Source organism: Cellulomonas pakistanensis, from assembly GCF_016862755.1.
In the GTDB taxonomy this organism is placed as follows: domain Bacteria; phylum Actinomycetota; class Actinomycetes; order Actinomycetales; family Cellulomonadaceae; genus Cellulomonas; species Cellulomonas pakistanensis.
The window spans coordinates 53,637-79,025 of the sequence record NZ_BONO01000002.1; the positions used below are offsets into that span (position 1 = coordinate 53,637).

The window sequence follows — 25,389 nt, forward strand, 5'->3', positions numbered from 1 at the left end:
GACGTTGATCCTAAGCGGCGGCGCTGGGCGGGCGGCGCGACCACGCCCGCACGAGTGCACCCCTCCCCGGTGACCACACCGCCCTCGGACCTGACCGGCGCACTCGCGACGAGACCACCGTGCTGCTTCGACCGCGTACCCGATCTCCCCCGTGCCGCCTGCTCCGGGCCGCTACCGTCGAGGCATGACCCTCCCGGAGCTCACGTCGGTGCCCGGCGGCACGATCGAGCTCTCGGACGCCCGCCGCGGGACGTCGCGAGACGTGGCGCTGTTCGCGTTCGAGATCGGGCGCGTGCCCGTGACGCAGGCGCAGTACGCCGCCGTGCTGGGGCGCGCGGACCCGCCGGCCGCCGGAGCCGCGGCGCCGGCGCACGGGGTGCGCTGGGTCGACGCCGTCGCGTGGTGCAACGCCGCGTCCTCGCGGGCCGGTCTGCGCCCGGCCTACGACGTGCGCGGGGGCACCGTGCGCTGAGACGTCGCCGCGGACGGGTACCGCCTCCCCACCGAGGCCGAGTGGGAGCACGCGTGCCGTGCGGGGACGACGGGAGCCACGTACGGGTCGCTCGCCACCACCGCGTGGACCGCGCTGGACGGCGTCGAGGGTCCCCAGCCGACCGGGTCGAAGGTGCCGAACGCCTGGGGCCTGCACGACATGCTCGGCAACGTGTGGGAGTGGTGCTGGGACTTCGCCGACACCGCTCGCTACGGCGACTACCGTGTGCTGCGCGGTGGCGGCTGGGCCGACGCGAGGTGGAGCGTGCGGGCCTCGGTCCGGCGCGGCAGCGCGCCGGACGCCGTGATCGAGGACGTCGGGTTCCGGGTGGCTCGCGGAGGCGCTCCGCCCGGTGACGGGGACGCGTCCCAGGGGTGGTCGGCCGACGCCGACCGCCGTCGCGCCGATGTGCGCGGCCCCCTCCCGCCAGGATGGACGCCGCTCCGGGGGCTGTGAGGCGGAGGCCGCGGCGTGGTCGTCCCGGGCGCGTGGGACGTCGAGCGGGTCGCCGGGCCGGTCAGCAGCCGAGGTCGGCGACGAGGTCCTCGCGGGCGGTGGCGACCTGCGACGCCTCGTCGCGCAGGGAGTCGACCGCCTCTGGCACGGTCTCGTCGCCGTCGACGTCGTCGACCGCCTCGCTCAGGTCCGACCACGCCTGGTCCACGGCGTCGGCCCGGTCCTCGGCCACGTCATCCGCGGCCTCGGTGAGCTGGTCGACGGCGTCGGCCACCTGGCTGCGCGCCTGGCGGATCTCGTCGATCGTCGCGTCGGGGCCGACCACGCTGTCGAAGTTCTCGAGCGCGGACTCGAGCTGCACCTCCGCGTCGCACGCCTGCGCCGTGTTCTCCTCGGGATCCTCCGAGCACGCCGCGAGCCCGACCACCAGCACCGCCACGACGACCAGCCGCTGAGCGCGCATCGCTGTCCCCCCTCTCGGGGCGCCGCGCGTCGGCGCCCCGCTCATCGTCATCGCACGCGTCCGACCTCGGCGTCACCCGACCCGAGTGATCGACGCGCACGCGCGGAGCGCACCACCCGCACGGCCCCGTGAGGCTGCCCGGAGGCCCGCGGCGGCCCAGGCGGCGCGCGCCGGCACGGCCCGGAGAGCGCCGCGCCCGCCTGACCACTACCGTCGGCGGCATGCTGCCGGAGGCGCCGTCGAGCGACTACGCCCTGCTCACGCTGATCATCGTCGTGACCGGCGTCGTGCCCTTCGTCGTGACTCTCGCGGCTCCGCGTCTCCTGCGCCGCGATCGCGGCACGGCCGCTCCGCGCAGGCCGGTCCCGGCGTGGGCCCTGGTGGCGGTGCCGGTTGTCCTCGTCGCGTGGTGGTTCGTGGCGGCGTGGCTCTTCCTCGCGGACTGATCCGCGTCGCGCGCCGAGCGGCTCCTACCTGGACCAGCGGACCGCCGAGCGCTCGTCCGACGATCTCGACGACGCCACGCTCGAGAGCGAGCTGTGGGCAGCCCTCGGAAGCCGCACCGTGCGGACGGCGGGATCGCGGCAGCGGGTCAGACGCGGCCGGCCGCGGCGCCCGGGACCAGGTCGGCCGCGGCGCGCCCTGCCAGGTCGATCCCGAACGACTCCCGCAGCAGCGTCTCCCCCGCGGGCGTCACCGTCAGCCCGCGGCCCGACCGGTGCCGGACCACCCAGCCCGCGTCGAGGAACCGGGTGCCCACCGCGGCGCCGACCGCGCCGCCCAGGTGCGGCCGGCGCTCCGTCCAGTCGAGGCACGCCCGGGTGGTCGCGCGGCGCCCGGCGACCGCCGCGTCGACCGCCACCCCGAGGCCACGGAGCCCGGCCGCGCCCCGCGGGGTCAGGGCGAGCGCGTCCGGGTCGGCGAGCCAGCCGGCTGCCAGCCAGGCGTCCGTGAGGGCGGTGCCGAGCGCCCCGGCGAGGTGGTCGTAGCAGAACCGCGCGGCCGCCAGGTGCTCAGCCCGCCGGGTCCCGCGGAGGCCCGAGACGGGCGCGGGCGGCGCGATCAGCCCGAGCGCCTCCAGCGCCGAACCCACCTCGGGCCCGGCGAGCGCGTAGAACCGGTGCCGGCCGTGCACGTGGCAGCGCAGCAGCCCGGCCGCGACCAGGACGCCCAGGTGGTCCGAGGCGGTGGACGCGCTGACGCCGGCCAGGCGCGCGAGCTCGCCCGCCGGGCGCCGCGATCCGTCCATCAGCAGGTTGCAGATGGTGGAGCGCGCCGGCACCGCGAGCGCGCGCCCGACGGCGGTGAAGTCCCGGTCCCTGCCCACGCGCCGAGCGTACGACGGCGACGGTTCGGTCCCGGCCGGAACGTCCCAGCCCTAGCGTCGCGGCATGCACACCTACCTCACCCGGCTCCGCTGGGACGGCTCGACCGCCGGCGGCGTCCGGTCCTACTCCCGTGACCACGCGGTCACCGCTCCCCCGGCGCTCGCCGCGCTGGACCTGAGCGCCGATCCCGGGTTCCGCGGTGACGCCGGGCGGCTCAACCCCGAGCAGCTCGTGGTCGCCGCTGCGTCGTCCTGCCAGATGCTGTCCTTCCTGGGCGCCGCCGCCCGCGCCGGTGTCGACGTGCGCGGGTACGAGGACGAGGCGACGTCCGCTCTCGACCTGTCCGGCCCGGCCCCGCGGCTCGGCGCGGTCCGCATCGCGGCGACCGTCCGGGTCGCGACCGGGACGGACCCCGACGCGGTGCTTGCTCTCGCGGAGCAGGCGCACCGCGAGTGCTACGTCGCCAACAGCCTGTCGGTGCCCGTGGAGGTCAGCACCGCGGTGGTGACGGTGTGACCGGCCGGCCGCAGGACCTGGAGGTCGAGCTGCCCGATCGACCGGGCGCCCTGGCCGACCTGGGCGAGGCGCTCGGGGCCGCCGGCGTCAGCCTCGAGGGCGGCGGGGTGACGACGGTCGGCGACCGGGCCGTGGCGCACTTCCTCGTGCTGGGCGGCGAGGCGGCCGTGGCCGCGGTCGCGGGCGCGGGCCTCGGGCGGGCCGTCGCGCGCGACGTGCTGACCGCCCGCCTCGCGCAGGACGTGCCCGGGCAGCTCGGGGCGCTCGCGCGGCGGCTCGGCGACGCCGACGTGTCCGTGCGCGTCCAGTACAGCGACCACGCGGGCAACCTCGTGCTGCTGGTGGACGACGCGGACCGTGAGCGGGCGCGCGCGGTGGTCGCGCGGTGGCGCCCAGGGGACGCCTGACGGAGCGGGAGAGCTGGCTCAGCGCCGCTGGAGGACGAGGCGCGGTCGCCAGCCCACCACCGCCGCGAGCGCGGCGACCAGCAGGAGGGCGAGGCCGCTGACCAGCGCTCCGTGCGCGTGCGCGACCATCGCGTTCCCCCAGTCGACGTCGGACCGCGCGAACTGCGTGGCGACGTACCAACGGTTGCCCCACCGGAACCCGTCCGCCACGGCGAGCGCGAGCGCGACCACGGCGACCACCTTGGCCGCGACGCGGACCCGCGCACCGAGCACCCGTCCGCGCTGTCCCGGCCTCGTCGCCACGTGGTCCCCCTCGCGTCCGTCCCTCGCCCAGCGCCCGCCACGCTAGCGAACGACGCGTTCGTCCGCGTCCGCGGTTCCGCCGACCGGTTCGACCTCGGCGGCGCTCCGCCGGCTCGTCGGGTCCGACCATGAGCGACGACGTGCGCGACAGCGGCGCGACCGCGACGTCGTCCTCGGCCGGCACGACGTGTTCGTCGTGCCGAAGGGGTGAAGCACTGCCTGAGGGCGACCGAGGAGGTCGACGCGGTGCCCTCGAGCCGAGGGGCACGGTCAACACGGGCGACGCGGGCGGGGACATGACGGCTCCGCTCCGGGAGCTCGGCTAGTCCCCGCCCGCACCAGGCGCCGAGCGACGCGGCCGACGAGGAGGCGGCGGACTTCGACCGGGTGAACGGCATCAACCTCCGCGGGGTGTGGGCGGCGCGGAAGCACGAGCTGAGGCAGATGCGTCGGCACGGCAGCGGCGCGGTGGTCAACTGCTCGTCGCTCGGCGGCCTCGTCGGCCTGCCGCAGCGCGCGGCGGACCACTCGAGCAAGCACGGCGTGATCGGCCTGACGCGCAGCGCCGCGGTCGAGTACGCGCCCCGCGGGATCCGGGTCAACGCGGTCTGCCCGGGCACGTTCGACACACCGATGGTGTCGACCATGCTCGAGACCCCGGCCGATGCCCTGGGTGAGCTACCCCAGCGCCACGACCGCACCGACGAGCGGCCCGATCACCACCAGGTGCATCAGCCCGAAGAAGGCCCCGCAGACCACCGTGAACCCGGCCGCCTGTGCGAGCCGGCCCGGCCCGCGCAGGTGCGCCACGATGCGCGCCACGAGCCGCCACGGCCGCAGCACGTCCCAGCTGTTCACCCGGATGTTCCGTCCGAGGTAGATGCCGAACGCGGCGAGCAGCAGCACGGCGACGGTGAGCCAGCGCACCTCGGCCGAGAGCAGCATGTCCACGTCGTTCGACCGCAGCGCCACGTACGCGAGCTGGACGAAGAACACGTTGATCAGCATGTTCAGCACGCCGGACACGGCGAGCGACAGGACGAGCAGGATGTCGTACCACTCCGGCACCCGCTCGCCCGGCTTCCGGTGCGACTGGTTCAGCTCGGTGACGAGGTAGCCCGCGTTCGGCAGCAGGAGCAGCCAGACGAGGACGACGAGCACCTCCGCCGCCACGCCCACGCCGCGCGGGGCGCCGGCGGCGAGCAGCACCCCGACGGCCAGCACCCCCACCCCGAGGACCACGACCGGGGCGATCGACAGCCCGACGTTCAGCAGCATCGGCCGGTAGAGCGTCGTGCCGAACACGGGCGCCCGCGCGATCACCAGCAGCACCGCGAGCGCGTTCATCCCGACGATGCCCAGCACCGTGTCCTGCAGCAGCACGTCTCCCCCGGTCCCGCGGCGCCCGCCACGTCCAGGACGAACCCTGTCACGTCGGCGGACGCCGCACCCGCGGTTCCGGCGGCTGCGTCCACGTCACCCCGGGCGGTGCCGCCCCGGTCAGGCCCCCAGGAACCGTGCGTAGAACCCGCGCGGGTCCTCGGCCAGCGAGGCCTTGACCATGGCGCTCCACTCGTCGACGACGACCTCGAGGTCCCCGGCCGCGACGGCGTCGAGCGTGCGACGGACGACGTCGACCGGGTCGGCTTTCGGCCCGTCGATCCCCCGGGCCATGTCGGTGTCCGCCAGGCCGAGGTGCACGGACGTGACCTGGGTGCCCTGCCCGGCGAGCTCGAGGCGGAGCGCGTTGCTCATGTTCCAGTTCGCGGCCTTGGACACGGCGTACGCGCCGGATCCCGGGAAGGCGAACCAGGACAGCGCGGACGCGACGTTCACGATCGCGCCGCCGCCGTTGGCCGCCAGGACCGGGGCGAAGGCACGGACCATCGACAGCGTGCCCCAGAAGTTGACGTCCATCTCGGCGCGCACGGCGTCCAGGTCGCCGAGCAGCGGCGCCCCGGTGGAGATCCCCGCGTTGTTGACGAGCAGGTCGACGTCGCCGGCCAGCGCGGCCGCGGCGGCCACGGCGTCGGGGTCGGTGATGTCGAGGGCGACGGGGCGGGCCCCGGGCAGGTCGATGGACGCGGGCTCGCGGGCGGCGGCGTAGACCGTCGCGCCCCGGGCGAGCAGCTCGGCGGCGAAGTGGCGACCGAGGCCGCGGTTGGCCCCGGTGATCAGTGCGGTTGTCATATCTGGCACGCTAGGACCTGACGTTGACGTCAGAGGCAAGTCCGGGACGAGTGATCAGGAGCACGGGGTGCGCATCGGAGAGGTCGCCGCGCAGGCGGGCGTCAGCGTGCGGGCGCTGCGGTACTACGAGGAGCAGGGGCTGCTGCACGCCGAGCGGAGCGCGAGCGGGCAGCGGCACTACTCCCCGGAGGCGGTCGCCCGCGTCCGGTTCATCCAGAGCCTCTACGCCGCCGGGCTCGGCAGCAGGGCCGTCCTGCGGATCCTGCCGTGCATGGAGCGGGGCGTCCTCACCGACGAGATGCACGAGCGGCTGCTGGCCGAGCGGGCCCGGGTGCAGGCCCAGCTGGAGGAGCTGACCGCGACCCGCGACAAGCTCGACGACGTGATCCGCATCGGGCAGGCGCACCGCGCCGGGCAGGAGCAGCACGAGGGCACCGCCCTGTGCGGGGTCGCCTCGTGAGGTCGCGGCGGCCGTAGGCACGCTCAGGCGGGCGCGACCGTCGTCCGCATGACCGTCTTGCTCTTCCCGATGCGCCGCTCGAAGACGAACCCGGCCTCCTCGAACATGCTGCGCGTGACGTTGTGCAGGAACGACGACGACGTCCGCTTCCCCGGCTCCAGCTCGTTCGGGAACGAGACGACCTCGCCTCCCCCGGCCTCCGCGATCAGCGCCAGCGCGCCCCGCAGGGCCTCGAGCGCCACGCCCTGCCGGCGGTGGTCCCGGTCGACGAAGAAGCAGGTGATCCGCCACGGCGCCGGGCGGGTCTCGCCGGCGTCGTACTGCTTGCGGTGGTAGATCCCGGGCAGCTCCTCGGGGCTGCCGTACTGGCACCACGCGATCGCCTGCTCCCCGTCGAGCACCAGCGCCGCGTGGGCGACCCCCTCCTCGACGAGGCGCCGCTTGAAGGTGGGCCCGTCGTGGTCGCGCTTGGCGGTGGTCGGGGTGTCGCCGTGGAAGTAGCTGCACCAGCAGCCGCCCCACACGCCGTTGTGCTTCTGTGCCAGCGCGAGCCAGGCGGGGAACGTCTCCGGCGTCAGCGGCTTGATGACGTGGTCGGCCATGTCCCGATGGTGCTCCCCGACGGCGTCCGGCGGAAGAGGAGCGCGACGACGCCCCGCCCGCGTCACGCCGGGAGCTCGGGCGCGGGCTCGTCCGCCGGCCGCGGGGGCACCCCCGGGGGCGTCCGGTTGGGGCCGGCCGCCGCGGGACGCGGCTCGTCCTGGCGGTGCAGCCGGACGCCGACGAGGGCGATGTCGTCCTCGCCGGGACCCGCGGGCAGCTCCTCGACGAGGGTGTCGCAGAGCTCGTCGAGGTCGAGGTGGCCGTGCTTCTCGAGCGCGGCCTGCAGCTCGAGCAGCCCGTCGCGCAGGGACCGGTCGCGCCGCTCGATCAGGCCGTCGGTGTACAGCAGGACCGTCGAACCGCGGTCGAGCACGACCTCGCTGTCGGTCCGCGCCCGATCCGGCACCAGGCCGATCAGCGGACCGGGCCCGAGGGAGCTGAGGGCGACGACGGTGCCGTCGGGGTGCCGCGCCATGGGCGGCGGGTGACCGGCGCTGGCCCAGCGCACGCGGGTCAGGCCGCGCCGGCGCTCGTCCTCGGTCTGCTCGATGCGGGCGACGACGACGGTCGCCATCGTCGTCACCTGCAGGGTGCGCGCGGCGGCGTCCAGGTGCTCCAGGAGCCGGGCGGGCGACGCCTGGGTCACGACCGCGATCCCCCGCAGCATCGACCGCAGCTGGGACATCTGCGCGGCCGCGGCGATGTCGTGCCCGACCACGTCGCCGATGACGACGACGGTGGCGCCGTCGGGCTGCATGAACGCGTCGTACCAGTCGCCGCCGACCCGCTCGGCCTCAGCGGCGGGCCGGTAGCGCACGGCGACCTCGACGTGGTCGGGCTCGACCGGGGACGTGAGGAGCGTCTGCTGGAAGGTCAGCGCGACGTCCCGCTGGCGCCGGAACAGGCGCGCGTTGTCCAGCGCCAGCGCCGCCGACCTGGCGACCTCCACGAGCGTGGCGACGCCGGCCGGGTCCAACCCGTCCCGGTCGGGGCCGGTGAACAGCGTCAGGGCGCCGAGCGTCCGGCCCCGGCTCATGAGGGGGGCGACGGTCACCGAGGTCGGGTCGAGCTGCTCGACGAGGTCGCGGGCGCGCCCGGGCTTGAGCACGCGGTCCAGCGCGGGCACGGCCCCGGTCGCCTGGTGCACCACCTCGCCGGAGTCGATCGCGGACATGAGGATCGAGCTCTGCTCGAGCGCGGCGATGCGCTCGGCCGCGTACTCGGTCACCAGGTCCTGGAGCGCCTGGTCGCGGTGCCACGCACCGACGTCGCGCAGGCGCCGGTGCCGGGCGCGGGACTCGTCGTCCTCGACCAGCGTGACCACGCACCAGTCGGCCAGCGCCGGGACGAGCAGGCGTGCCAGGCGGGCGACGGCGACCTCGACGTCCAGGGTCTCCGCGAGCTGGGTCAGGACCTCCGAGACGATGCGCTCGCGGTCGGGCTGAGCCGGTTCGTGCAACGTGAGGCCCTCCGCCTGGACGCGTCGGGCCCAGCGGCACCGGGCTCACCGACGGCACGAGGATATGCGCTCGGACGGCGCGCCCGGCGCGGCCCGGCATCGCGGGGCCCACGGCCGCGGTCAGTTGATGATCTCGCCCCGCGCGTCCGCCCGCAGGACTGCCAGCCGGGCGCGCCACGCGGCCAGCGCCTCGGCGCTCAGACGCGGCCAGTCGTCGACCACGCGCACCACGCGCAGCGGCTCGGAGCTCCGGAAGGACCGCGTCGGGTTGCCGGGGAACTTCTTGTCGGTGACGTTCGGGTCGTCCTCGTACGGCCCGGTCGGCTCGACCTCGTAGACCCGGGGCTCGGCGTCACCCGCCGCGAGCTCGGCGGCGAGCCCGGCGCCGTCCACCCGCGCGGTGAAGTACACGTGGTTCATGGTGACCTCGGGCCGGTAGTTCGACCGGAACCCCGCCGTCAGCAGGTCGCCCGGGCGCAGGTCCGCCCTGGTGCCGTGGAAGAACGGGCCCGCGTCCGTCGGCTGCGCGCCCGGGGCGGCCCCGCCCGTCTCGGCGCGGCTCACGGCGCGTCCCCGTGGCGGCAGACGACGGAGCCCAGCGGGCGGTGCTCGCGCCCGGTGCGGCGGTAGGACGCGGTCACCTCGAACCCGTGCTCCCGCAGCACCGCGTGCAGCTCGTGCTCCGGCCACCGGTACGCCGGGACCACGGCGTGGTCGAACACCTCGACCGCCGACTCCCCGGCGAAGTACCCGAGCAGCAGGCTCCCCCCGGGCCGGAGGATCCGGGCGAACTCGGCCAGCGGCACCCCGATCCGGTCGGGCGCGTGGTGGATGGTGGAGTACCAGGCCAGGACCCCGCCGAGCGACCCGTCGACCTCGTCGATCGCGTCGATGCTCCCGACGTCGAACCGCACGCCCGGGTAGGCCGCGCGGGCGCGGTCCACGAACGCGGGCACCAGGTCGATCCCGTGCACCTCGCGCCCGCGCCGGGCCAGGTGGTCCGTCCAGTGCCCCGGTCCGCACCCGGCGTCGAGGACGCGTCCGCGGACGCCGTCGGCCCAGGTCTCGACGAGGCGCCGGTCCGTGGGGTGCGCGGCGCCCACCGAGCCGAACAGGTCCGCGTACTCCGCTGCCCGGGACGCGTAGGCCGACTCGACGGTGGTCACCCCGCCGACGGTAGCCCCTGCGCTCGCGCCGGACCGCGGGCGTCGCCCGCCGGGCCGGGCCCGCCGCCGCGCGCGGGCTGCCCGGTCCGTCACCCCGGGAGGCGGACGACCCCGTAGCGCGCCGCGACGGTGCGCGCCGCCTCGTCGACGGCCGCGAGCCGCTCCTCGTCGGTGATGGTCCACGTTCCGTGCACCAGGTGCGGCCAGAACACGGCGGAGGCGATCATCCCGAGGAACTGCGTGGCCGCGACCTCGGGGTCGACGTCCCGACCCACGGCCCCCTCCCGTGCGTCCACGAGGTGCTGCCGGAGCGCACGCAGCACCGGCAGGGTGCCGAAGTCGAAGGTCCGCTCGCGCAGCTCGGGGAACCGCGGCGACTCGGCGATGATCGTGCGCATCAGCCTCGCCATCCGCGGGCGGGCCAGCACGTCGGCGTAGGCCCGGCCCAGCTGGACGAGCCCGGCGACGAGGTCGCCGGAGCGCGCCGCGGGCAGCTCGCCTTCGGGCGGTCCGCCCGCCGCGAGCACCGTCGCCTCGAACAGCGCCGCCTTCGACGGGAACTGCTTGAACAGCGTCGCGCGGGACACGCCCGCGGCCGTGGCCACCCGGGCCAGCGAGGTCCGGTCGTAGCCGGCCTCGAGGAACAGGTCGGCGGCGGCGTCGAGGATCGCCGCGCGGTTCCGGTCGGCGACGCCCCGGTGGTAGTCGGTCAGCGGGCTCATGCTGCCAGCATCGCACAGTGGTGAGTCCCTTGACTCACCTCACGTCTGGTGCCACGGTGGACGAGGTGAGTCGACCGACTCACCTCGGATCGCACGGGAGGCAGGACGATGGCGACCACCTTCATCCACGCGACGGTGACCCTCGACGGGTACATGGCCGACCCCGACGGCGGGATCGACTGGATGCTCGGGACCCCGACGGTGCCCGAGGACGAGCGGGTCGTGCAGGACGTCATGGCGCGGATCGGCGCCGTGGTCGGCGGGGCGAACCGGACCCGGACGATCGAGGACGACGGGCAGCCGTACGGCGGCACGCTGCAGGTCCCGGTCTTCCTCATGACCCACGCCGAGCACGAGCCGATCGAGAAGGACGGGACGACGTACACGTTCGTGGTCGACGACATCGCGCGGGGCGTCGGGCTCGCCCGGGCCGCGGCCGGCGACCGGTGGGTCGCCCTGCTGGGCGGGTCGATCGGGCGCCAGTGCCTGCGGCTCGGCCTCGTCGACGAGATCCACCTGGACGTCGTGCCGCTCCTGCTCGGCGACGGCATCTCGCTGTTCGCCGGCCTCGGGCAGCGCGTCGGGCTCGAGCGGCTCGAGACGTCCGGCTACGCCGCCGAGGCGCACCTGCGGTACCGCGTGCTGCGCTGACGGTGCCGTCAGCCCCGGGTCGTCGGGGCGATCAGCACCATGGGACCGTGCTCTCCCCGGGGCTCCGCGAACCCGAGCAGGGCGAGGTCGGCCTGCTCCCGGTCCGACCGTGCGTACGCGTGCACGGCGTCCCCCGCCGGGACCACGGCGTCCAGGAGGTCGCCGATCGCCGGCACCGCCGCGCCGCGGGCGGTCTCGTCGGCACGGATCCTCCCGACGGACCAGCCGTGCTGCGTGAGCGCCGGGCCCCGAACCGGACCCCACCGCTCGGGGACCGGCCGCTCCGACCGGTCACGGACGCCCTGGCACGCGGACACCCCGAGCGCGTAGAGCTGGAGGACGGCCCCGGTGATCAGGACCGGCCAGTACGCGACCTCCGCCAGCGTCCCGAGCCCGAACGCCACGACGGGGAACGCGGCCACCCCGAGCACGAACGTCCGGCGCGACGAGTGCGGGCGGGCCAGCGCGACGCAGACCAGCCCGCCGTCGTCCTGGACGCGGTGGTAGAGCGGCGTCAGCAGCGCCGTGAGCACCGCCGCCGGGCGGCACCACGCGACGAGCACCCGGTACCGGCGTCCGGTCCCCGGCGCCATCGACGCCGCGACCGTGCGCGACACCGCCCACGCGTCCCGGAACCCGGTGCGCGTCCAGCCGGCCCGGCGCGCGGCCTCGCGGCGCTCGGCTGTCGGCGTGGGCACGTGCCGAGCCTGCCACCACGGGGCGACGCGCGCAGGCGTTCCGCGCCGTGACCTGCGCGCCGCCGTGACGGACGAACGCCCGTACCGTGGGCGAGGTGCACCCTCCCGTGGAACCGTCCGACTCCGGCTGGCTCGACCGGCCCGGTGGCGTCCGGCTGTACTGGGAGGCGTCCGGCGACCCGGCGGGCCGCCCGGCGCTGTACCTGCACGGCGGGCCGGGGAGCGGCCTCGGTGCCGGCGGCTACCGGCGCCGGTTCGACCCCGAGCGGTACCGGGTGGTCGGACTGGACCAGCGCGGGTGCGGGCGCAGCACCCCGTGGGCGGCCGACGACCTGGACCGGCTCGACGACAACGCCACGCCGGCGCTGATCGCCGACATCGAGGCGCTGCGCGCGCACCTCGGCGTCGACGCGTGGCTCGTGCACGGCGTGTCGTGGGGCTCGACCCTGGCCCTCGCGTACGCGCTCGCGCACCCGGACCGCGTCTCCGCGCTGGTGCTGACCGCGGTGACGACCGGCGCCCGCGACGAGATCGACTGGATCACGGAGGGCGTCGGGCGGGTGTTCCCGGAGGCGTGGCACCGGTTCGCGGCCGGCGTCCCGGACGGCGTGCGGGTCGTCGAGCACTACGCGCGTCTGCTCCGCGACCCCGACCCGGTCGTCCGGGCCGCGGCGGCGGACGCGTGGGACGCGTGGGAGTCGACGCACGTCTCCCTCGACCCCGGGTGGCGGCCCGGCCCGCTGCACGCCGAGCCCCGCGAGCGACTCAACTTCGCCACGCTCGTGACGCACTACTGGGCGCACGACTGCTTCCTCGCGGGCGGCGACGCCGTGCTCGCCCGCGCGCACGAGCTCACGGTGCCGGGCGTGCTCGTCCACGGGCGCCGCGACATCAGCGGGCCGGTCGTGACCCCGTGGCGGCTGCACCGGGCGTGGCCCGGGAGCGAGCTCCACGTCGTCGAGTCGGAGGGCCACGGCGGCGCCGAGGAGATGGAGGTCACGCGCCGGGCGATCGACGCCCTCGCCCGTGGGTGAGCGCCCGGCGCCTCCGCCGGCGCAGCGACAGCAGGCCCGCGCCCTGGCCGACGGCCGCCGCGGCGAACCCGCCGGCAGCGGCCCAGTGGTCGGACCCGGCGCCGCGGGCGGCGAGCACCGCGAACACGACCGCCGCGCCGACGAAGACCACCACGGAGACGCGGAGCACCAGCAGCCACCCGGGCGTGAGCTCGGGCGTGCTGCGCATCCCCGCGGTCGGCATGCGGCGATCCTCGTCAGCCATCACAGGTCCAGCGCGGCCGTCACGAGCATGGACACCCCGGCGACGACGAGCACGACGCCGGGCACCCACCCGGGGACGGCGAACCGGATCGAGCTCGCATCGGGGAAGAACACCAGCAGGGCGACCCCGGACGCGAGGAAGACCAGCCCGAGGCATGCGAGCAACCAGCGCCCGCCGGTGCGCCCGTCCCCGACGTCGACCTCCGGGCCCTGTTCGTCCACGCGCCGATCGTGGCAGATCGCGCCCGCCGGTGCCCGCGATCGGCCGGACTCCTCACGTGCGCACGGTGGGCGGACGCACCTCGTGCCGGTGTCGTGGACCCGGCAGTCCCAGGACGCGTCTCACGTGGTCGGCCTGAGCCCGAGGGAGGCGTGGAGCGCGTGCACCTCGCGGCGCCGGCGACCCGACTCGGCCGGCCCGGGAGACATGTCTCAGGCCGGCACCGCCGCGCCCGCGTCGGCCTCCGCGGCGCCCAGCGCCAGCCACGCCCGCGGCGACCGCCCGAGCCGTTGCGTGAACGCCCGCGAGAACGCCGCCGGCGTCGCGTACCCGAGCTCCCGGGCGGTCTGCTGCACGGAGGCGCCGCCGCGCAGCCGCTCCTGCCCGAGGGTCACCCGCCACGCGGTCAGGTAGTCCGCGGGCGGCTGCCCCACGACCTCGCGGAACCGGGCCGCGAACGCGCTGCGCGACAGCCCGGCCTCGCGGGCCATCGACGCGAGCGTCCAGGGCCGGCCCGGGTCGCGGTGCAGGGCGGACAGCGCGGGCGCGAGCCGCTCGTCCGCCAGGCCGGTCAGCAGGCCCGCGCTCAGCCCGAGCGACGGCGCGTGGTCCAGCACCCAGCGGAACAGCTGAATCAGCACGACCTCGAACAGCCGGTCCGCGAGCAGCCGGCGACCGCACCGGACGTCGTCGATCTCGGCGAACAGCAGGTCGAGAGCGGGCGCCAGGCCCGGCACCTCGGCGAGCGGGACCACCAGCACCGGCGGCAGCGTGCGGACCAGCGGGTGCGTGACTCCCCCGCCGAAGTCGAGCGTCGCGCACGCGAAGTCGGACTCCTCGGTCGGCGCGTTGTGGAACGCGTGCTCCAGGGGCCGGGGGTAGAGCAGCAGGCTCGGCTCGGTGATCCGGCGGCGATCCAGCCGGCCGTCGACCTGGTGCGCCACCTCCATCTCCCCGGCACGCAGCACGTGGAGGAACCCGCGGCCGGGCTGCGCCCCGAACGTGGTGACGCCGCACAGCGGGCCGGTGTGGAACAGCCGGGTGCTGATGCGGAACCGGTCGAGCACCGGGTCGAGCCGGTCGACGAAGGCCATGCCGCCAGTGTGCCGGACGATCCGACGCATCCGGAAGACGAAACGCACCTTCTCGTCCATCGACCGCCGCCAGGCTGGACTCACGTCGGCGGGACCTCCGCCGGCGGACCCACTCCCAGACCCAGGAGCCGTCATGTCCCGTGTCCCGCTCGTCGACCCCACCACCACCACCGGCGCCGTGGCCGAGCAGCTCGACCAGATCCGCGGCGCCTTCGGCGGCGTCCCCGCGATGTTCCGCGCCGTCGCCAACTCCCCCGCCGCGCTCACGAGCATGTGGGCCGCGTTCGGTGCGCTGGGCGGGGGCACCCTCGGCGCGCCGCTCGGCGAGCAGATCGCCGTCGCCGTGGCCGACCGCAACGCGTGCGCGTACTGCCTCGCCGCGCACACCGCGCTGGGTCGCAAGGCCGGCGTGCCCCGGGAGGCGATGGCCGCCGCCCAGTCCGGCGAGTCGGACGACCCCCGGACCGCCGCGGTGCTGGCGTTCGCGCTCCGCCTGGTCGAGGAGCGCGGGCACGTGACGGAGGAGGACGTCAGCGCCCTGCGCGCGCAGGGCGTCACCGACGAGCAGGTCGTGGAGATCGTCGCGCACGTCGCGCTCAACCTGTTCACGAACTACGTCAACGTGGCGCTCGAGGTCCCCGTCGACTTCCCGACCGTCGGGCTGCGGCGCGCGGCCTGACCCAGCCCGGGAGCCGCGGCAGCCCGGCCACGTCCGCGTGGCCGGGCTCCCGCGCGGGGCCTCGACGTCAGGCCGGGACCATCGCGCCGCGCACCTGCGCGACCAGCTCGTCGGGGACCTCGGTCAGCCCGTGGTCCTGCTGGGCGTGCGCCGCGACCGCACCGAGGATCTCGTCCTCGGTGCCGGTGAACGCGCGGGCGCAGCCCGGGACGACGTCGCCGCAACGGAAAGCCTTCATGGTGGTGTCCTCTCGATGTCGGCCCCCGGCGGGGGCCCGTCCTGTGTCGGTCTCGGTCAGGTGCCCGGGGAGTCGCAGACGGCGAGCACGAGCGCGTCCACCGGGACGGTGCCCAGGACGACCCCGCTGCCGTCGGTGCACACCAGCGGGTCCCACCGCCGGCTCTCCGGTCGCAGCATGGCGCGGCGCGCCACCTCGGTCACCGAGGCGCTGGGGGCGACCGTCATGGCCGGCGCCCACCGCCCGGACGCGCCCCGGACCTCGGCGACGAGGCCGTTGTCGGCCAGGAGCACGTCGTCGTCCGCGCGGCTGCGCCCCGCCCGGGCGGGCCGCACGACGCTCGCCACGTTCCCCGTGAGGGAGGTGCGCGCCGCGGTGGCGCGGATGCGCGCGGCCTCCTCGGCCGGCAGGGCGGCCAGCATCTCCGGCTGCGGCCGGCCCAGCGCCCAGCCCTGGGCGAGCGGCACGCCCAGGCCGATGAGCGCGTCGAGCTCGCCCCGGGTCTCGACGCCCTCCGCGAGGATCCAGCCGTCCATCCGCCCGACGAGGTCGCCGAACACCTCGACGAGCGCGCGCTTCACCGGGTCGGAGTCGACGCCCGTGACGAGCGCCCGGTCCAGCTTGACGATGTCCGGGCGGAGCGAGATCAGCAGCTCGAGGCCGGCGTACCCGGTGCCCGCGTCGTCCATCGCCACGAGCGCACCGGCGGCGCGGACACGGCGCAGGACTTCCGCGGCACTCCCCTCGGCGTCGACGCGGGTGTGCTCGGTCAGCTCGAGCACGACCCGCGACAGGTCCGTGTGCTCCAGGAGGGCGCCGGCCACCAGGTCGTCGGACAGCAGGTGCGGGTCGACGTTCACGGTGAGGAAGGTGTTCGGCGGCAGGTCCGCCCGCGCGGCGACCGCCTTCTGCAGCACCCGCGCCTGCAGCCGCGGGTTGGCGCCCCACCGCTGCGCCGCCGCGAACCAGACGTCCGGGGACGCGCGCCACGGCCCCTGGAAGCGCGACAGCAGCTCGTAGCCGGCGACCATCCCCGTCGCGAGCTCCACGACCGGCTGCGCGTGCAGCGCGTGCGCCGCCGGGTCGTCGAGCGCGTCCTGCAGCGCCGCGCGCCAGGCCGGGTCGTCGACCGGGGGCGCGGTGCTGTCGGCGTCGATGACGACTCCCCTCGGGCCGGGTGCGGACGAGCCGACGGACCGCGACCCGGTGCCGACGCTACGCCCGGCCCCGCGGCGCACCGGCCGGGAACGGGGGCTCACGTGCGGTTTCACCCTCCGCCGCGGGCGGGTTCACCCCCGGCGGCACGCCCTCGCCGCGGCCCGGGCGTCCGGTGCGCTCCGGGTAGGCGCCGCACGCCTCCCCCTCGGCCGCGAGCCCGGCGTGATCCGCGCGCGCGGCCGGGCCGTCGCCCGGCGGGAGGCCGCGGAGCTCGAACCCGGCCGGTGCCGAGGGTGCGCTCACGCCGGCTGCCACAGCTCCACCCGGTTGCCCTCCGGGTCGGTCACCCACCCGAACCGCCCGACGCCCGGCTCGTCCTCGGTCTCCGGCGCGACGTCCGCGCCGCCGGCGCGCAGCTGGGCGAGCATCGCGTCCAGGTCCCGGACGCGGAAGTTCAGCATCGTCGCCTGCCGCGCGGAGCCGAAGTACTCGGTGTCGTGGTCGAACGCGGCGAACACGGTGGGTCCGGCCTCCTGCTGCCACGGGCGCTCGGTGTCGTCGGCGACGCCGAGCAGGTCGCGGTACCAGGCCTGCAGCGCCGCCGGGTCCCGCGCCCGCAGGAAGTACCCGCCGATGCCGAGGACGCGCTCCACGGCGGTCACCGTCCCGCGACGACCAGGACCACGACGCCCGCCAGCAGCAGGAACGGCGCGGTCTCCAGCAGCAGCGTCACGGTGGACCGGGGCGCGCGGCGCGGCGCGTCGCGGACGCTCGGGGCCAGCGGGTTCCCGTTCAGGCCCGCCCGCTCGCCGACCGGCCGGGTGTCGGTCCCGTCGCGCTCGCTCATCGCTTCCCCCGTCCCGGTCGTCGTCCCCGAGCGTGCCAGGGCCCCGGCACCGCGTCCAGGATGATCCCGGCGGGGCGGGCCTTCAGCCCCCGCCCGCCAGCGCCGCGATCTTGTCCTGCAGCAGCCGCCGCTCCTGCGCGTTCCCGCACCGGGCCGCCGCGCGGCCGAGCTCGTCGCGCGCCTCCGCGTCCCGGCCGAGCCGGCGGAGCAGCTCGCCCCGCACGGCGGGCAGCTGGTGCGACCCGGCGAGCGCGCCGCGCCGCGCCAGGTCGTCGACCACCGCGAGCCCGGCCGCCGGGCCCCGAGCCATCCCGAGGGCGACCGCCCGGTTGAGGTCGACCACGGGTGAGGGCGCGAGCCTCCCGAGCGCCTCGTACAGCAGGACGACGCGCTCCCAGTCCGTCGCCGCGACCGACGGCGCGACCGCGTGGCACTCCGCGACGGCCGCCTGCAACCCGTAGGCGCCCAGCCCGCGCCCCCCTCCCGCGGCGGCGGCGAGCGCGGCCCGGCCGCGGCGGATCGCCGCGCGGTCCCACCGGCGGCGGTCCTGGTCCTCGAGCAGCACGGGCGACCCGTCGGGCGCGACCCGCGCGGGGAACCGCGCCGCGGTGAGCTCCAGCAGCGCGAGCAGGCCCAGCGCCTCCGGCTCGTCCGGGACCAGGTGCGCGAGCACGCGCGCCAGCCGCACCGCCTCGCGCGCGAGGTCCGGCCGCAGCCAGTCGTCGCCGGAGGTCGCCGACGACCCCTCGGTGAACACCGAGTACACGACCGCGAGCACGGCACCGAGCCGCTCGCGCCGGTCGGTGCCTTCCGGGACCGCGAACGGCACGCGCGCCGCGGTGAGCGTCCGCTTCGCCCGGGTGATCCGCGCCTGCACGGTCGCGGTCGGGACGAGGAACGCCCGGGCGATCTCGTCGCTGGTCAGGCCGCCGACGACCCGCAGCGTGAGCGCGACCTGCGCCTCGGGCGACAGCACCGGGTGGCACGCGACGAACATGAGCGCCAGCACGTCGTCGTCGATCGTGTCGGGGTCGGCGAGCAGGTCGGCGTCCGGTGCTCCGTCCTCGCGGGCGGTGTCGTGCGCGAGGGCCGCGTACCGGTCGTCGAGCGCGACGCGCCGCCGGATCGCGTCCACCGCGCGCCGGCGGCCGACGGTGACCAGCCAGCCGGCCGGGTTCGACGGGACCCCGGCGCGCGGCCAGGCCACGAGCGCCTCGGCCAGCGCCTCCTGCGCGGCGTCCTCGGCGAGCGCGACGTCGCCGGCGGACCGCGCCAGGGTCGCGACGATCCGGGCGGAGTGCATCCGCCAGGCCGTCTCGACCGCGGCGCGGCCCGCGTCCGGCGCGACGGCGCCGCTCAGAGCTGGCCCGTCGCCTCGCGCCACGCCCGCTCTCGCAGGATCCACGGGTTGTCCTGGGGGAACTCGTCGATCGTCGCCACCCGCCGGAGCTCGACCCGCGTGCCCGGGCCGAGCGGCGCGCGCCGGGCCCACGCGACCGCCTCCTCCCGCGAGGCGACGTCGAGCACCCAGTAGCCGCCGAACAGCTCCTTCGCCTCGCCGTACGGCCCGTCCGTGACCACGGGCGGCGTCTGCGCGTAGTCGATGACGACGGCCTCGGCGGGATCGTCCGAGAGCCCTTCCATCGCGAGGAGCACGCCGGCCGCGACCAGCTCCTCGTTGAACCGGCTCATCGACTCGATCGACTCCTCGTAGGTGACGTCGGCGCCACCCGGCTGCTGCGTCCCGGTCGAGCGCATGATCAGCATGTACTTCATGGCCGTGCCTCCCTGCTCGCGGGCCCCGTCCGGACCCTCTCACCCCGGTGTCGAACGGGGAACCCCCCGGATCGACACGGCGGGCCGTCGAGGTGCGCACCCCCTCACGCGTTCCCGGCGTGCTCCCCCACGAACGCGACCACGTCGGCGACCTCCCGGTCGTCCATCGTGTGGGCCAGCCCCTCGTACCACCGCGTCGTCGCCGCCGCGTTCCGGGCCGCCCAGGCCGCCAGCCGCGCGGCCCACGGCTCCGGGACCACGTCGTCGCGGTCGCCGTGGCACACCAGGACGGGCGGCCGGACCGCCGCCACGGCGGCGTCGCGCCGGTCCCGCACCCGCGCGAGGAACGCCGACAGCGTCACGGCGTAGCGGAACCGGCCCGGGTCGGCGCGCAGCATCTGCACCGCCACCGCGCCGCCCTGGGAGAACCCGACCAGGCCGACCGAGGGCCAGCCGCCCTGCCCCGCGAGCCACCCGGCCACCGCGGCAGCCGACTCCTCGAACCCCGGTGCGTCGGAGCGGGCGACGTCGGCCCACGCCCACCGGTCCCGGAGCACGAGCCGGCCGGCGAGCGACACCCCGACGACCCCGGCGGGCAGGGCGTCGAGGACCGGCGCCAGGTCGCCGGGGACGCCGCCCGCGCCGTGCAGCAGCACCACGAGGTGCCGCCCGCGCGGGTCGGCCGCGGCCGAGGCGTCCGACCAGAGCGCGCCCGCGGCGACCGGCCTGGTCACGCCGCCGCCCGCGCCAGCACCACGTGCTCCCGGCCCGGGCGGTCCGGCGCGTCCCGCACGTCCACGACGTCGAACCCGGCGCCGGCGAGCGACGCCCGCATCTCGTCGAGCGACCGGAACCGCAGGGTCGACGACGACGCCACCTCGGTGCCGTCCGGGAACCGGAACACCGACCGGAAGGACACGAGCGGCTGGGACACCTCGGTCACCTCGAACGACTCCTCGACCCGCCCGACCCCCGGCACGTCGCGCGCGCCGCCGCCGTCGCCCGCCGCCCAGTCCTCCCACGCGCGGGCCTCGGGCCGGCGGGTCTCGAGGACGAGGTGGCCGCCCGGCGCGAGCGCGCCGCGGATCCCGCGGAGCGCGGCCGACCAGTCCGCGTCCCCCAGGAACACCTGCGCGACGTTGCCGGTCATGGTCGCGAGGTCGACCGCCAGCGGCGGCAGCGTCGTGGCGTACCCACGCAGCCACGTCACCCGGTCGGCGCCGGGCTTGGCACGGGCCACGTCGAGGGACGCCGCCGCGGGGTCGACGCCCGTCACCGCCAGCCCGTCGTCCGCGAGCAGCAGCGCCAGCGTGCCGGTGCCGCAGCCGACGTCGAGCACCCGGCGGGCGCCGACCTCGCGGGCCACGCCGCGGTACAGGTCGAGGTCGGACCGGTCGTCGTCGAACACGTCGTAGAGCCGGGCCAGCCGGGGGTCGGCGAAGATCGCGTCGGGCACGTGCGTCAGGCTACGGAGGCGGGTCCGGACCGGGCGAGGCCATTGTGCGCGGCCCGTGCCGCGCCCGTCAGCCGTGCGACGGCTGGCCCGTCCCGGTGACGGTCGTGAGCAGGATCGCCGCGTCGCTCAGCGCCTCGACGCCGTGCCGGTCGTGGGTCAGCGTCGCGAGGAACCCGGTCGGCATCGTGTCGACGCGGTCGGCGGACGACACGGCCACGGTCCCGCGCAGCACGAGGACGCTGCCCGCCGGCGGCGAGTTGTGCTCGGCGAGCTTCGTCCCGGTGGTCAGCGCGATGACGGTCTGCCGCAGCGGCCCGTCGTGCACGACGATCTGGGCGCTGCGCCCGTGCGGGTCCTGGTGGGCGAGGCTGATCTGCTGCTGCGCGAGCTGGTGCACGTCCATGCGGGGGTCCTCCCGGCGTCGTCGGCGGTCAGGTCCTACTCAACACGGCACGGCGCCCGACCGCTATTCACCTGGCACGGCGCGTCCGCCCGGTGGCAGCCTCGGTGGCGTGCCGGACGAAGGACATCTGGACGGCGCCCGGCCGGGTACCGGGCCGGGCGCCGGGCGGACTCCACCGAGGCCCCGTTCACCGCGGGACAGCCCGTCCCCCGTCTCGGTCTGGCGCACCTGACGCCCGTCGAGGTCGTCACATCGCGACGAGGTCGTCACTCGTTCATGACGACCTCGCGCGGATGTGACGACCTCGTCTCCCCCCGGGGCGTCAGCGACCCTCGGCCACCTCGCGCCGCTTCTGCTGCGCGGGTCGCGCCGGCTCGTGCGGGCCGTTCCAGACCTGGATCACGCCCCAGATGGAGGCCGCGATCGGCACCGCCAGCACGGCGCCGGTGATGCCGGCGAGCACCGTGCCGACGGTCAGGGCGACCAGGATGACCAGCGGGTGCAGCGCCAGCGACCGGGCCATGACGACCGGCTGCAGGAAGTTGCCCTCGAGCTGGTTCACCAGGACCACGATCCCGACGACGATCAGCGCCTCCACCGGGCCGAGCGCGACGAGCGTCACGAGCGCCGCGAAGACGCCGGCCAGGGTCGCGCCCACCAGCGGGATGAACGCCAGCAGGAACACCAGCACCGCCAGCGGGATCGCGAGCGGCACGCCCATGATCACCAGGCCGATCCCGATGCCGATCGCGTCCACGGCGGCGACGATCGCGGTGCCCCGCACGTAGCCGCCCATGGTCGTGACGACGCGGTGCCCGACCCGCTGGCCGCGCTCGTACCGCGTGCCCTCGAACGGCCGGAGCAGGAACTCCCAGATCCTCGGCCCGTCCTTGAGGAAGAAGAACAGCACGACGACCATCAGGACGAACCCGGTGAGGAAGTTCGCGGTGGCGGACACGCCGGCGATCGCGCCGGCGCCGAAGCTGCTCGACGTCAGGAACTCCGTGACCGCCGTGCGCGCGTCCTCGATCTGCTGGTCGGAGATCTCGATCGGCAGGCCGGAGAGCGACTCCTGCAGCTCGCCGACGCCGGCGACCGCCTGGTCGACCAGGTCGTCCCACTGGTGGATCACCGCGTACACCACGGCGGCCAGGACCCCGCCCAGCACGCCGACCACCAGGAACAGCGCGACCCAGGTCGCGAGGATCGACGGCATGCGGTGCCTGCGGAACCAGGACACGAGCGGGTGCATCGCGCTCGCCAGCACCAGCGCGATCAGCACCGGGATCACCACGAGCGTCAGCCGGGTGAGGGCGAACACCGCCACGGTGACCAGGGCCAGCAGCGCCAGCGTCTGCACCGAGCGCGTGCCCACGCGCCCGAAGCCGTCGGCCCACAGCGCGCCCGCCCCCGGCGTGCGGCGCGCCTCGTCCCGGGCGACCTCGGCCGCCCGCACGACTGCCGCGCCCGTCGGCGCACTCGTCCGTCGTCGGAACCACATGTACCCGTCCCACCCCTTCCGGTGTCCGTCTGCCGGGGACGGTACGGGCCGGGGACCCGCCCCGCGAGCGGGCGCGCCGTCCACCGGACGGCGTACCCGGGTCTCCGACCGCAGACCGATGCCCCAGGCCACGGCCCCGGTGCAGGCTGGGAGCATGGCCCAGGACCGACCGCACCGCCTCGACGACGACCGCGCCCGGCAGCGCGCGGCGCTGCTGGCGCGCCGGAGCCGGGCCCGGACCCGGCTCCCGCTCGACGTGGCCCTGCGGCTCGCGATGGACCCCGCGGCGCACGCGGCGACGGCGTACGCGCGGCGGCGCTGACCCGGCGGCGCCCGGGGGCGACGGCCCAGCCCCGGCGCGGCGCCCGCGGAACGGCCCGGGGGGGACCCCCGCGCGCGGCTACGATCCCCGGCATGGGGCAGCGAGTGACCATCACCGACGTGGCGCGGGACGCGGGCGTCTCCGTCGCGACGGTGTCGAAGGTCATCAACGGCCGGTACGGCGTCGCCCAGGCCACGTCCACCCGCGTGATGGAGGTCATCGACCGGCTCGGGTACGAGTCGAGCCTGGTCGCGCGCAGCCTCCGGTCGCACCGGACGCACGTGCTCGGCATCCTCGTCGCGGAGTTCGAGCCGTTCTCCGCCGAGATCCTCAAGGGCGCCGCCGCCGCGCTGGCCGACTCCGACTCCGGCTACGAGCTGCTCGCCTACACCGGCGGGCTGCACGGCCGCGGCGCCGGCTGGGAGCGCCGGTACCTGTCCCGGCTGAGCGGCACGCTGATCGACGGCGCCGTGCTCGTGACGCCCACCGTGGTCGAGGCCGACGCCGGCGTGCCCGTCGTGGCGATCGACCCGCACACCGGGCCGACGGGGCTGCCCACGGTCGACTCGGACAACCTCGCCGGCGCCGTCCTGGGCACGGAGCACCTGCTCGGCCTCGGTCACCGGCGGATCGCGTTCGTCGGCGGTCGACCGGACCTGGAGTCGTCGCGCCTGCGCGAGCAGGGGTTCCGCCGGGCGATGGCGGCCGCGGGGGTCGCCGTGGACGAGGTGCTCGTCCGCGAGGGCGACTACCGCAAGGAGTCCACCCGGGAGCCCGTGCACGAGCTGCTGACCCTGCCGGACCGCCCCACCGCCGTGTTCGCCGCGAACGACCTGTCCGCGATCGCGACCATCGAGGTCGCCCGCGAGCTCGGGCTGCGGGTGCCGGCCGACCTGTCGGTGATCGGGTTCGACGACATCCCGGAGTCGGCGCAGACCGACCCGCCCCTCACGACGGTGCACCAGCCGATCCAGCGGATGGGCGCCGCGGCGATCGGCCTGCTCACCGCGCTCCTGGACGGGGGCGACGTGCCGGACCCGCACGTCCGCCTGCCCACGTCGCTGGTGCGGCGCGGGTCCACCGCCGCGCTCTGACCCCGCGCGCCGCCCGCGCGAGCCCGCACGACCCGCACGAAGGAGTGCCCATGCCGGACGTCCGCGTCCCCCGGCCCGCCCACCTCGACCACCGCGGCGCCCGGGCCGTCGTCACCGTGCTCGACCCGGCGGGGCGGCCGCTCGCCGACGCGTCGGTGGAGGTCGCGCAGGCCCGGCACGCGTTCGGCTTCGGCTGCACGGCGTTCGAGGTGATCGCCCCGGCGAACGGCGAGCCGCCCGGTCCCGGGGACCCGGCGCCCGACGTCCTGCCCGGCGTGCTGGACCGGTGGCTGGCGCTGTTCGACACCGCGACGCTCCCGTTCTACTGGTCGCAGTTCGAGCCCGAGCGCGGGCGCCCCGACACGGACCGGCTGCTCGCCGCCGCGCGCTGGCTCGCGGAGCGCGGCGTGCGCGTGAAGGGCCACCCGCTCGCCTGGCACACGCTCGCGCCGGCGTGGCTGCGCGACCTGCCCGAGGACGACGTCGCGGCGGCCGTCCGGGACCGGATCACCCGGGACGTCACCGCGTTCCGCGGCGTCGTCGGCACCTGGGACGCGATCAACGAGGTCGTGATCATGCCGGTGTTCGACAAGGAGCCCAACGGGCTCACCCGGCTGTGCGCCCGGGACGGCCGCGTGCCCACCGTCCGCCTGGCGTTCGACGCGGCCCGCGCGGCGGACCCCACCGCCACGCTGCTGCTCAACGACTTCGACCTCTCCGCGGACTACGAGCGGCTCGTCGAGGACTGCCTGGACGCCGGCGTCCGGATCGACGCGCTCGGGCTCCAGACGCACATGCACCAGGGCTACCGCGGCGAGGAGTGGACGCTCGGGGTGCTCGACCGGTTCGCGCGGTTCGGCCTGCCGCTGCACCTCACGGAGACGACGCTCGTCTCGGGCGCCCTGATGCCGCCGCACGTGGCGGACCTCAACGACTGGCAGGTGCCGTCCTGGCCGTCGACGCCGGACGGCGAGGCGCGGCAGGCCGACGAGGTCGTGCGGCACTACACGACCCTGTTCGGACACCCCGCGGTGCACGCGGCGACGTACTGGGGCCTGTGCGACGCCGGCGCGTGGCTCGGCGCTCCGGCCGGGCTGCTGCGGGCCGACGGGACGCCGAAGCCGGCGTACGACGCGCTGCGCGCGCTGGTGCGGGGAGCCTGGTGGCTGGACCCGGCGCCCGCCCGCACCGACGCGGAGGGCCGGTTCGTGCTGGACGCGTACCTCGGCGACTACCGGGTGACGGCGGGCGGGCGGGCGGCGACCGTGACGCTCGCGCGCGACGCCGCGACGGCCGAGGCGCGCCTGGCCTGACCGCTCTCGACGCCCGCGGACCTCCCGCGCCCCGCGCCGGCTCGGCGAGAGTGCAGAAGGTGCGGGGTTCGCGCGCGAGAAACCCCGCATCTGCTG

General features: G+C 76.3%; 34 protein-coding genes and 2 pseudogenes. 12 read left to right on the forward strand and 24 right to left on the reverse strand.

Going from position 1 to position 25,389, the window contains the following annotated elements; genetic code table 11:
* The first annotated feature begins 184 nt into the window (after nt 1–184).
* Nucleotides 185–949 (forward strand): annotated as a pseudogene (locus Cpa01nite_RS01600) (formylglycine-generating enzyme family protein).
* Between the two features lie 61 nt (nt 950–1,010).
* On the opposite strand, the gene Cpa01nite_RS01605 reads toward Cpa01nite_RS01600, so the two are convergent.
* The gene (locus tag Cpa01nite_RS01605; protein WP_203666986.1) at nt 1,011–1,412 is read right to left on the reverse strand and encodes a hypothetical protein; all 402 of its coding nucleotides are present in this window, start codon (nt 1,410–1,412) and stop codon (nt 1,011–1,013) included.
* Nucleotides 1,413–1,633: 221 nt separating this feature from the next.
* Between Cpa01nite_RS01605 and Cpa01nite_RS01610 the strand changes: the two genes are divergently transcribed.
* Nucleotides 1,634–1,858 (forward strand): hypothetical protein, encoded by a 225-nt coding sequence (locus Cpa01nite_RS01610; protein WP_203666987.1) that lies wholly within the window; start codon nt 1,634–1,636, stop codon nt 1,856–1,858.
* 146 nt (nt 1,859–2,004) lie between these two features.
* On the opposite strand, the gene Cpa01nite_RS01615 is transcribed toward Cpa01nite_RS01610, so the two are convergent.
* Nucleotides 2,005–2,739: an ArsR/SmtB family transcription factor gene (locus tag Cpa01nite_RS01615; protein WP_203666988.1), complete on the reverse strand. Its 735-nt coding sequence runs from the start codon at nt 2,737–2,739 to the stop codon at nt 2,005–2,007.
* 64 nt (nt 2,740–2,803) lie between these two features.
* On the opposite strand from Cpa01nite_RS01615, the gene Cpa01nite_RS01620 reads away from it, so the two are divergent.
* Nucleotides 2,804–3,256, forward strand: coding sequence for an OsmC family protein (locus tag Cpa01nite_RS01620; protein WP_203666989.1), 453 nt, complete (start codon nt 2,804–2,806; stop codon nt 3,254–3,256).
* Nucleotides 3,253–3,663, forward strand: a complete 411-nt coding sequence (locus Cpa01nite_RS01625) for an ACT domain-containing protein (RefSeq protein ID WP_203666990.1) — start codon at nt 3,253–3,255, stop codon at nt 3,661–3,663. The genes Cpa01nite_RS01620 and Cpa01nite_RS01625 overlap by 4 nt, the downstream gene beginning before the upstream one ends.
* A gap of 18 nt (nt 3,664–3,681) precedes the next feature.
* Here Cpa01nite_RS01625 and Cpa01nite_RS01630 read toward each other — a convergent pair whose 3' ends face one another.
* Nucleotides 3,682–3,966: a hypothetical protein gene (locus Cpa01nite_RS01630; RefSeq protein WP_203666991.1), complete on the reverse strand. Its 285-nt coding sequence runs from the start codon at nt 3,964–3,966 to the stop codon at nt 3,682–3,684.
* Between the two features lie 360 nt (nt 3,967–4,326).
* Here Cpa01nite_RS01630 and Cpa01nite_RS01635 point away from each other — a divergent pair.
* Nucleotides 4,327–4,608, forward strand: a pseudogene (locus Cpa01nite_RS01635) (SDR family oxidoreductase); the annotation flags it as partial.
* A 36-nt stretch (nt 4,609–4,644) separates the two neighbouring features.
* Here the strand turns inward: Cpa01nite_RS01635 and Cpa01nite_RS01640 are convergent.
* Together Cpa01nite_RS01640 and Cpa01nite_RS01645 are read right to left on the reverse strand one after the other, a co-directional pair.
* A complete protein-coding gene (locus Cpa01nite_RS01640; protein ID WP_203666992.1) occupies nt 4,645–5,349 on the reverse strand; it encodes a DUF1361 domain-containing protein in 705 nt (234 codons plus the stop codon).
* A 117-nt stretch (nt 5,350–5,466) separates the two neighbouring features.
* Nucleotides 5,467–6,156 (reverse strand): SDR family oxidoreductase, encoded by a 690-nt coding sequence (locus tag Cpa01nite_RS01645; protein WP_203666993.1) that lies wholly within the window; start codon nt 6,154–6,156, stop codon nt 5,467–5,469.
* A 67-nt stretch (nt 6,157–6,223) separates the two neighbouring features.
* Between Cpa01nite_RS01645 and Cpa01nite_RS01650 the strand changes: the two genes are divergently transcribed.
* A complete protein-coding gene (locus Cpa01nite_RS01650) occupies nt 6,224–6,616 on the forward strand; it encodes a MerR family transcriptional regulator (protein ID WP_239068445.1) in 393 nt (130 codons plus the stop codon).
* 23 nt (nt 6,617–6,639) lie between these two features.
* Here Cpa01nite_RS01650 and Cpa01nite_RS01655 read toward each other — a convergent pair whose 3' ends face one another.
* The 5 genes from Cpa01nite_RS01655 to Cpa01nite_RS01675 all read right to left on the reverse strand — a co-directional run bounded on the left by Cpa01nite_RS01655 (nt 6,640) and on the right by Cpa01nite_RS01675 (nt 10,566).
* Nucleotides 6,640–7,218, reverse strand: a complete 579-nt coding sequence (locus Cpa01nite_RS01655) for a GNAT family N-acetyltransferase (RefSeq protein ID WP_203666994.1) — start codon at nt 7,216–7,218, stop codon at nt 6,640–6,642.
* A gap of 62 nt (nt 7,219–7,280) precedes the next feature.
* On the reverse strand, nt 7,281–8,678 hold the full coding sequence (locus Cpa01nite_RS01660; RefSeq protein WP_203666995.1) for a PP2C family protein-serine/threonine phosphatase: 1,398 nt from the start codon (nt 8,676–8,678) through the stop codon (nt 7,281–7,283).
* A gap of 120 nt (nt 8,679–8,798) precedes the next feature.
* The gene (arr, locus tag Cpa01nite_RS01665) at nt 8,799–9,242 is read right to left on the reverse strand and encodes an NAD(+)--rifampin ADP-ribosyltransferase (RefSeq protein WP_203666996.1); all 444 of its coding nucleotides are present in this window, start codon (nt 9,240–9,242) and stop codon (nt 8,799–8,801) included.
* A complete protein-coding gene (locus Cpa01nite_RS01670; RefSeq protein ID WP_203666997.1) occupies nt 9,239–9,844 on the reverse strand; it encodes a class I SAM-dependent methyltransferase in 606 nt (201 codons plus the stop codon). Before Cpa01nite_RS01670 ends, arr begins: the two co-directional genes overlap by 4 nt.
* Nucleotides 9,845–9,933: 89 nt before the next feature.
* A complete protein-coding gene (locus Cpa01nite_RS01675; protein ID WP_203666998.1) occupies nt 9,934–10,566 on the reverse strand; it encodes a TetR/AcrR family transcriptional regulator in 633 nt (210 codons plus the stop codon).
* A gap of 108 nt (nt 10,567–10,674) precedes the next feature.
* On the opposite strand from Cpa01nite_RS01675, the gene Cpa01nite_RS01680 reads away from it, so the two are divergent.
* The gene (locus Cpa01nite_RS01680; RefSeq protein WP_203666999.1) at nt 10,675–11,217 is read left to right on the forward strand and encodes a dihydrofolate reductase family protein; all 543 of its coding nucleotides are present in this window, start codon (nt 10,675–10,677) and stop codon (nt 11,215–11,217) included.
* A gap of 8 nt (nt 11,218–11,225) precedes the next feature.
* Here Cpa01nite_RS01680 and Cpa01nite_RS01685 read toward each other — a convergent pair whose 3' ends face one another.
* Complete coding sequence (locus tag Cpa01nite_RS01685) at nt 11,226–11,915, reverse strand: hypothetical protein (RefSeq protein ID WP_203667000.1); 690 nt, start codon at nt 11,913–11,915, stop codon at nt 11,226–11,228.
* A 107-nt stretch (nt 11,916–12,022) separates the two neighbouring features.
* On the opposite strand from Cpa01nite_RS01685, the gene Cpa01nite_RS01690 reads away from it, so the two are divergent.
* Entirely contained in the window at nt 12,023–12,949 is a 927-nt protein-coding gene (locus tag Cpa01nite_RS01690) for an alpha/beta fold hydrolase (protein WP_239068446.1), read from the forward strand.
* Here the strand turns inward: Cpa01nite_RS01690 and Cpa01nite_RS01695 are convergent.
* From Cpa01nite_RS01695 to Cpa01nite_RS01705, 3 genes are all read right to left on the reverse strand, one after another.
* The gene (locus tag Cpa01nite_RS01695; protein ID WP_203667002.1) at nt 12,912–13,172 is read right to left on the reverse strand and encodes a hypothetical protein; all 261 of its coding nucleotides are present in this window, start codon (nt 13,170–13,172) and stop codon (nt 12,912–12,914) included. The genes Cpa01nite_RS01690 and Cpa01nite_RS01695 overlap by 38 nt on opposite strands.
* Before the next feature lie 20 nt (nt 13,173–13,192).
* Nucleotides 13,193–13,414: a hypothetical protein gene (locus Cpa01nite_RS01700; RefSeq protein WP_203667003.1), complete on the reverse strand. Its 222-nt coding sequence runs from the start codon at nt 13,412–13,414 to the stop codon at nt 13,193–13,195.
* Between the two features lie 210 nt (nt 13,415–13,624).
* Nucleotides 13,625–14,506: an AraC family transcriptional regulator gene (locus Cpa01nite_RS01705; protein WP_203667004.1), complete on the reverse strand. Its 882-nt coding sequence runs from the start codon at nt 14,504–14,506 to the stop codon at nt 13,625–13,627.
* Nucleotides 14,507–14,639: 133 nt separating this feature from the next.
* On the opposite strand from Cpa01nite_RS01705, the gene Cpa01nite_RS01710 reads away from it, so the two are divergent.
* Nucleotides 14,640–15,185: a carboxymuconolactone decarboxylase family protein gene (locus tag Cpa01nite_RS01710; protein ID WP_203667005.1), complete on the forward strand. Its 546-nt coding sequence runs from the start codon at nt 14,640–14,642 to the stop codon at nt 15,183–15,185.
* A 67-nt stretch (nt 15,186–15,252) separates the two neighbouring features.
* On the opposite strand, the gene Cpa01nite_RS01715 is transcribed toward Cpa01nite_RS01710, so the two are convergent.
* The 10 genes from Cpa01nite_RS01715 to Cpa01nite_RS01760 all read right to left on the reverse strand — a co-directional run bounded on the left by Cpa01nite_RS01715 (nt 15,253) and on the right by Cpa01nite_RS01760 (nt 22,519).
* Nucleotides 15,253–15,423, reverse strand: a complete 171-nt coding sequence (locus tag Cpa01nite_RS01715; RefSeq protein WP_203667006.1) for a DUF1059 domain-containing protein — start codon at nt 15,421–15,423, stop codon at nt 15,253–15,255.
* A gap of 56 nt (nt 15,424–15,479) precedes the next feature.
* Entirely contained in the window at nt 15,480–16,682 is a 1,203-nt protein-coding gene (locus Cpa01nite_RS01720; protein WP_203667007.1) for an EAL domain-containing protein, read from the reverse strand.
* 198 nt (nt 16,683–16,880) lie between these two features.
* Nucleotides 16,881–17,234 (reverse strand): VOC family protein, encoded by a 354-nt coding sequence (locus tag Cpa01nite_RS01725; protein ID WP_203667008.1) that lies wholly within the window; start codon nt 17,232–17,234, stop codon nt 16,881–16,883.
* Nucleotides 17,235–17,239: 5 nt separating this feature from the next.
* Nucleotides 17,240–17,428 carry a hypothetical protein gene (locus Cpa01nite_RS01730; RefSeq protein WP_203667009.1) on the reverse strand — a complete coding sequence of 63 codons (189 nt, stop codon included), beginning with the start codon at nt 17,426–17,428 and terminating at the stop codon, nt 17,240–17,242.
* Nucleotides 17,429–17,510: 82 nt separating this feature from the next.
* Nucleotides 17,511–18,812 (reverse strand): RNA polymerase sigma factor, encoded by a 1,302-nt coding sequence (locus Cpa01nite_RS01735; RefSeq protein ID WP_373307299.1) that lies wholly within the window; start codon nt 18,810–18,812, stop codon nt 17,511–17,513.
* The gene (locus Cpa01nite_RS01740) at nt 18,785–19,204 is read right to left on the reverse strand and encodes a YciI family protein (protein ID WP_203667010.1); all 420 of its coding nucleotides are present in this window, start codon (nt 19,202–19,204) and stop codon (nt 18,785–18,787) included. The genes Cpa01nite_RS01735 and Cpa01nite_RS01740 overlap by 28 nt, the downstream gene beginning before the upstream one ends.
* 104 nt (nt 19,205–19,308) lie before the next feature.
* On the reverse strand, nt 19,309–19,938 hold the full coding sequence (locus tag Cpa01nite_RS01745) for an alpha/beta hydrolase (protein WP_203667011.1): 630 nt from the start codon (nt 19,936–19,938) through the stop codon (nt 19,309–19,311).
* Nucleotides 19,935–20,660, reverse strand: coding sequence for a class I SAM-dependent methyltransferase (locus Cpa01nite_RS01750; protein WP_203667012.1), 726 nt, complete (start codon nt 20,658–20,660; stop codon nt 19,935–19,937). The genes Cpa01nite_RS01745 and Cpa01nite_RS01750 overlap by 4 nt, the downstream gene beginning before the upstream one ends.
* A 67-nt stretch (nt 20,661–20,727) precedes the next feature.
* Entirely contained in the window at nt 20,728–21,063 is a 336-nt protein-coding gene (locus Cpa01nite_RS01755; protein WP_203667013.1) for a cupin domain-containing protein, read from the reverse strand.
* Nucleotides 21,064–21,385: 322 nt separating this feature from the next.
* Complete coding sequence (locus Cpa01nite_RS01760; RefSeq protein WP_239068447.1) at nt 21,386–22,519, reverse strand: AI-2E family transporter; 1,134 nt, start codon at nt 22,517–22,519, stop codon at nt 21,386–21,388.
* A 199-nt stretch (nt 22,520–22,718) separates the two neighbouring features.
* Here Cpa01nite_RS01760 and Cpa01nite_RS01765 point away from each other — a divergent pair, with 199 nt between their 5' ends.
* The 3 genes from Cpa01nite_RS01765 (at nt 22,719) to Cpa01nite_RS01775 (ending at nt 25,293) form a co-directional block, all read left to right on the forward strand.
* Nucleotides 22,719–22,886: a hypothetical protein gene (locus Cpa01nite_RS01765; protein ID WP_203667015.1), complete on the forward strand. Its 168-nt coding sequence runs from the start codon at nt 22,719–22,721 to the stop codon at nt 22,884–22,886.
* 92 nt (nt 22,887–22,978) lie between these two features.
* Nucleotides 22,979–23,980: a LacI family DNA-binding transcriptional regulator gene (locus Cpa01nite_RS01770; protein WP_203667016.1), complete on the forward strand. Its 1,002-nt coding sequence runs from the start codon at nt 22,979–22,981 to the stop codon at nt 23,978–23,980.
* Nucleotides 23,981–24,030: 50 nt separating this feature from the next.
* Nucleotides 24,031–25,293 carry an endo-1,4-beta-xylanase gene (locus Cpa01nite_RS01775; protein ID WP_203667017.1) on the forward strand — a complete coding sequence of 421 codons (1,263 nt, stop codon included), beginning with the start codon at nt 24,031–24,033 and terminating at the stop codon, nt 25,291–25,293.
* Nucleotides 25,294–25,389: the final 96 nt, after the last annotated feature.

Bases quoted from the DNA above. Each gene is read 5' to 3' on its own strand.
- Cpa01nite_RS01605 (WP_203666986.1), bottom strand. From the start codon at position 1,412: ATGCGCGCTCAGCGGCTGGTCGTCGTGGCGGTGCTGGTGGTCGGGCTC.
- Cpa01nite_RS01610 (WP_203666987.1), top strand. From the start codon at position 1,634: ATGCTGCCGGAGGCGCCGTCGAGCGACTACGCCCTGCTCACGCTGATC.
- Cpa01nite_RS01620 (WP_203666989.1), top strand. From the start codon at position 2,804: ATGCACACCTACCTCACCCGGCTCCGCTGGGACGGCTCGACCGCCGGC.
- Cpa01nite_RS01645 (WP_203666993.1), bottom strand. From the start codon at position 6,156: ATGACAACCGCACTGATCACCGGGGCCAACCGCGGCCTCGGTCGCCAC.
- Cpa01nite_RS01655 (WP_203666994.1), bottom strand. From the start codon at position 7,218: ATGGCCGACCACGTCATCAAGCCGCTGACGCCGGAGACGTTCCCCGCC.
- Cpa01nite_RS01675 (WP_203666998.1), bottom strand. From the start codon at position 10,566: ATGAGCCCGCTGACCGACTACCACCGGGGCGTCGCCGACCGGAACCGC.
- Cpa01nite_RS01680 (WP_203666999.1), top strand. From the start codon at position 10,675: ATGGCGACCACCTTCATCCACGCGACGGTGACCCTCGACGGGTACATG.
- Cpa01nite_RS01695 (WP_203667002.1), bottom strand. From the start codon at position 13,172: ATGCCGACCGCGGGGATGCGCAGCACGCCCGAGCTCACGCCCGGGTGG.
- Cpa01nite_RS01705 (WP_203667004.1), bottom strand. From the start codon at position 14,506: ATGGCCTTCGTCGACCGGCTCGACCCGGTGCTCGACCGGTTCCGCATC.
- Cpa01nite_RS01710 (WP_203667005.1), top strand. From the start codon at position 14,640: ATGTCCCGTGTCCCGCTCGTCGACCCCACCACCACCACCGGCGCCGTG.
- Cpa01nite_RS01715 (WP_203667006.1), bottom strand. From the start codon at position 15,423: ATGAAGGCTTTCCGTTGCGGCGACGTCGTCCCGGGCTGCGCCCGCGCG.
- Cpa01nite_RS01730 (WP_203667009.1), bottom strand. From the start codon at position 17,428: ATGAGCGAGCGCGACGGGACCGACACCCGGCCGGTCGGCGAGCGGGCG.
- Cpa01nite_RS01740 (WP_203667010.1), bottom strand. From the start codon at position 19,204: ATGAAGTACATGCTGATCATGCGCTCGACCGGGACGCAGCAGCCGGGT.
- Cpa01nite_RS01755 (WP_203667013.1), bottom strand. From the start codon at position 21,063: ATGGACGTGCACCAGCTCGCGCAGCAGCAGATCAGCCTCGCCCACCAG.
- Cpa01nite_RS01765 (WP_203667015.1), top strand. From the start codon at position 22,719: ATGGCCCAGGACCGACCGCACCGCCTCGACGACGACCGCGCCCGGCAG.
- Cpa01nite_RS01770 (WP_203667016.1), top strand. From the start codon at position 22,979: ATGGGGCAGCGAGTGACCATCACCGACGTGGCGCGGGACGCGGGCGTC.
- Cpa01nite_RS01775 (WP_203667017.1), top strand. From the start codon at position 24,031: ATGCCGGACGTCCGCGTCCCCCGGCCCGCCCACCTCGACCACCGCGGC.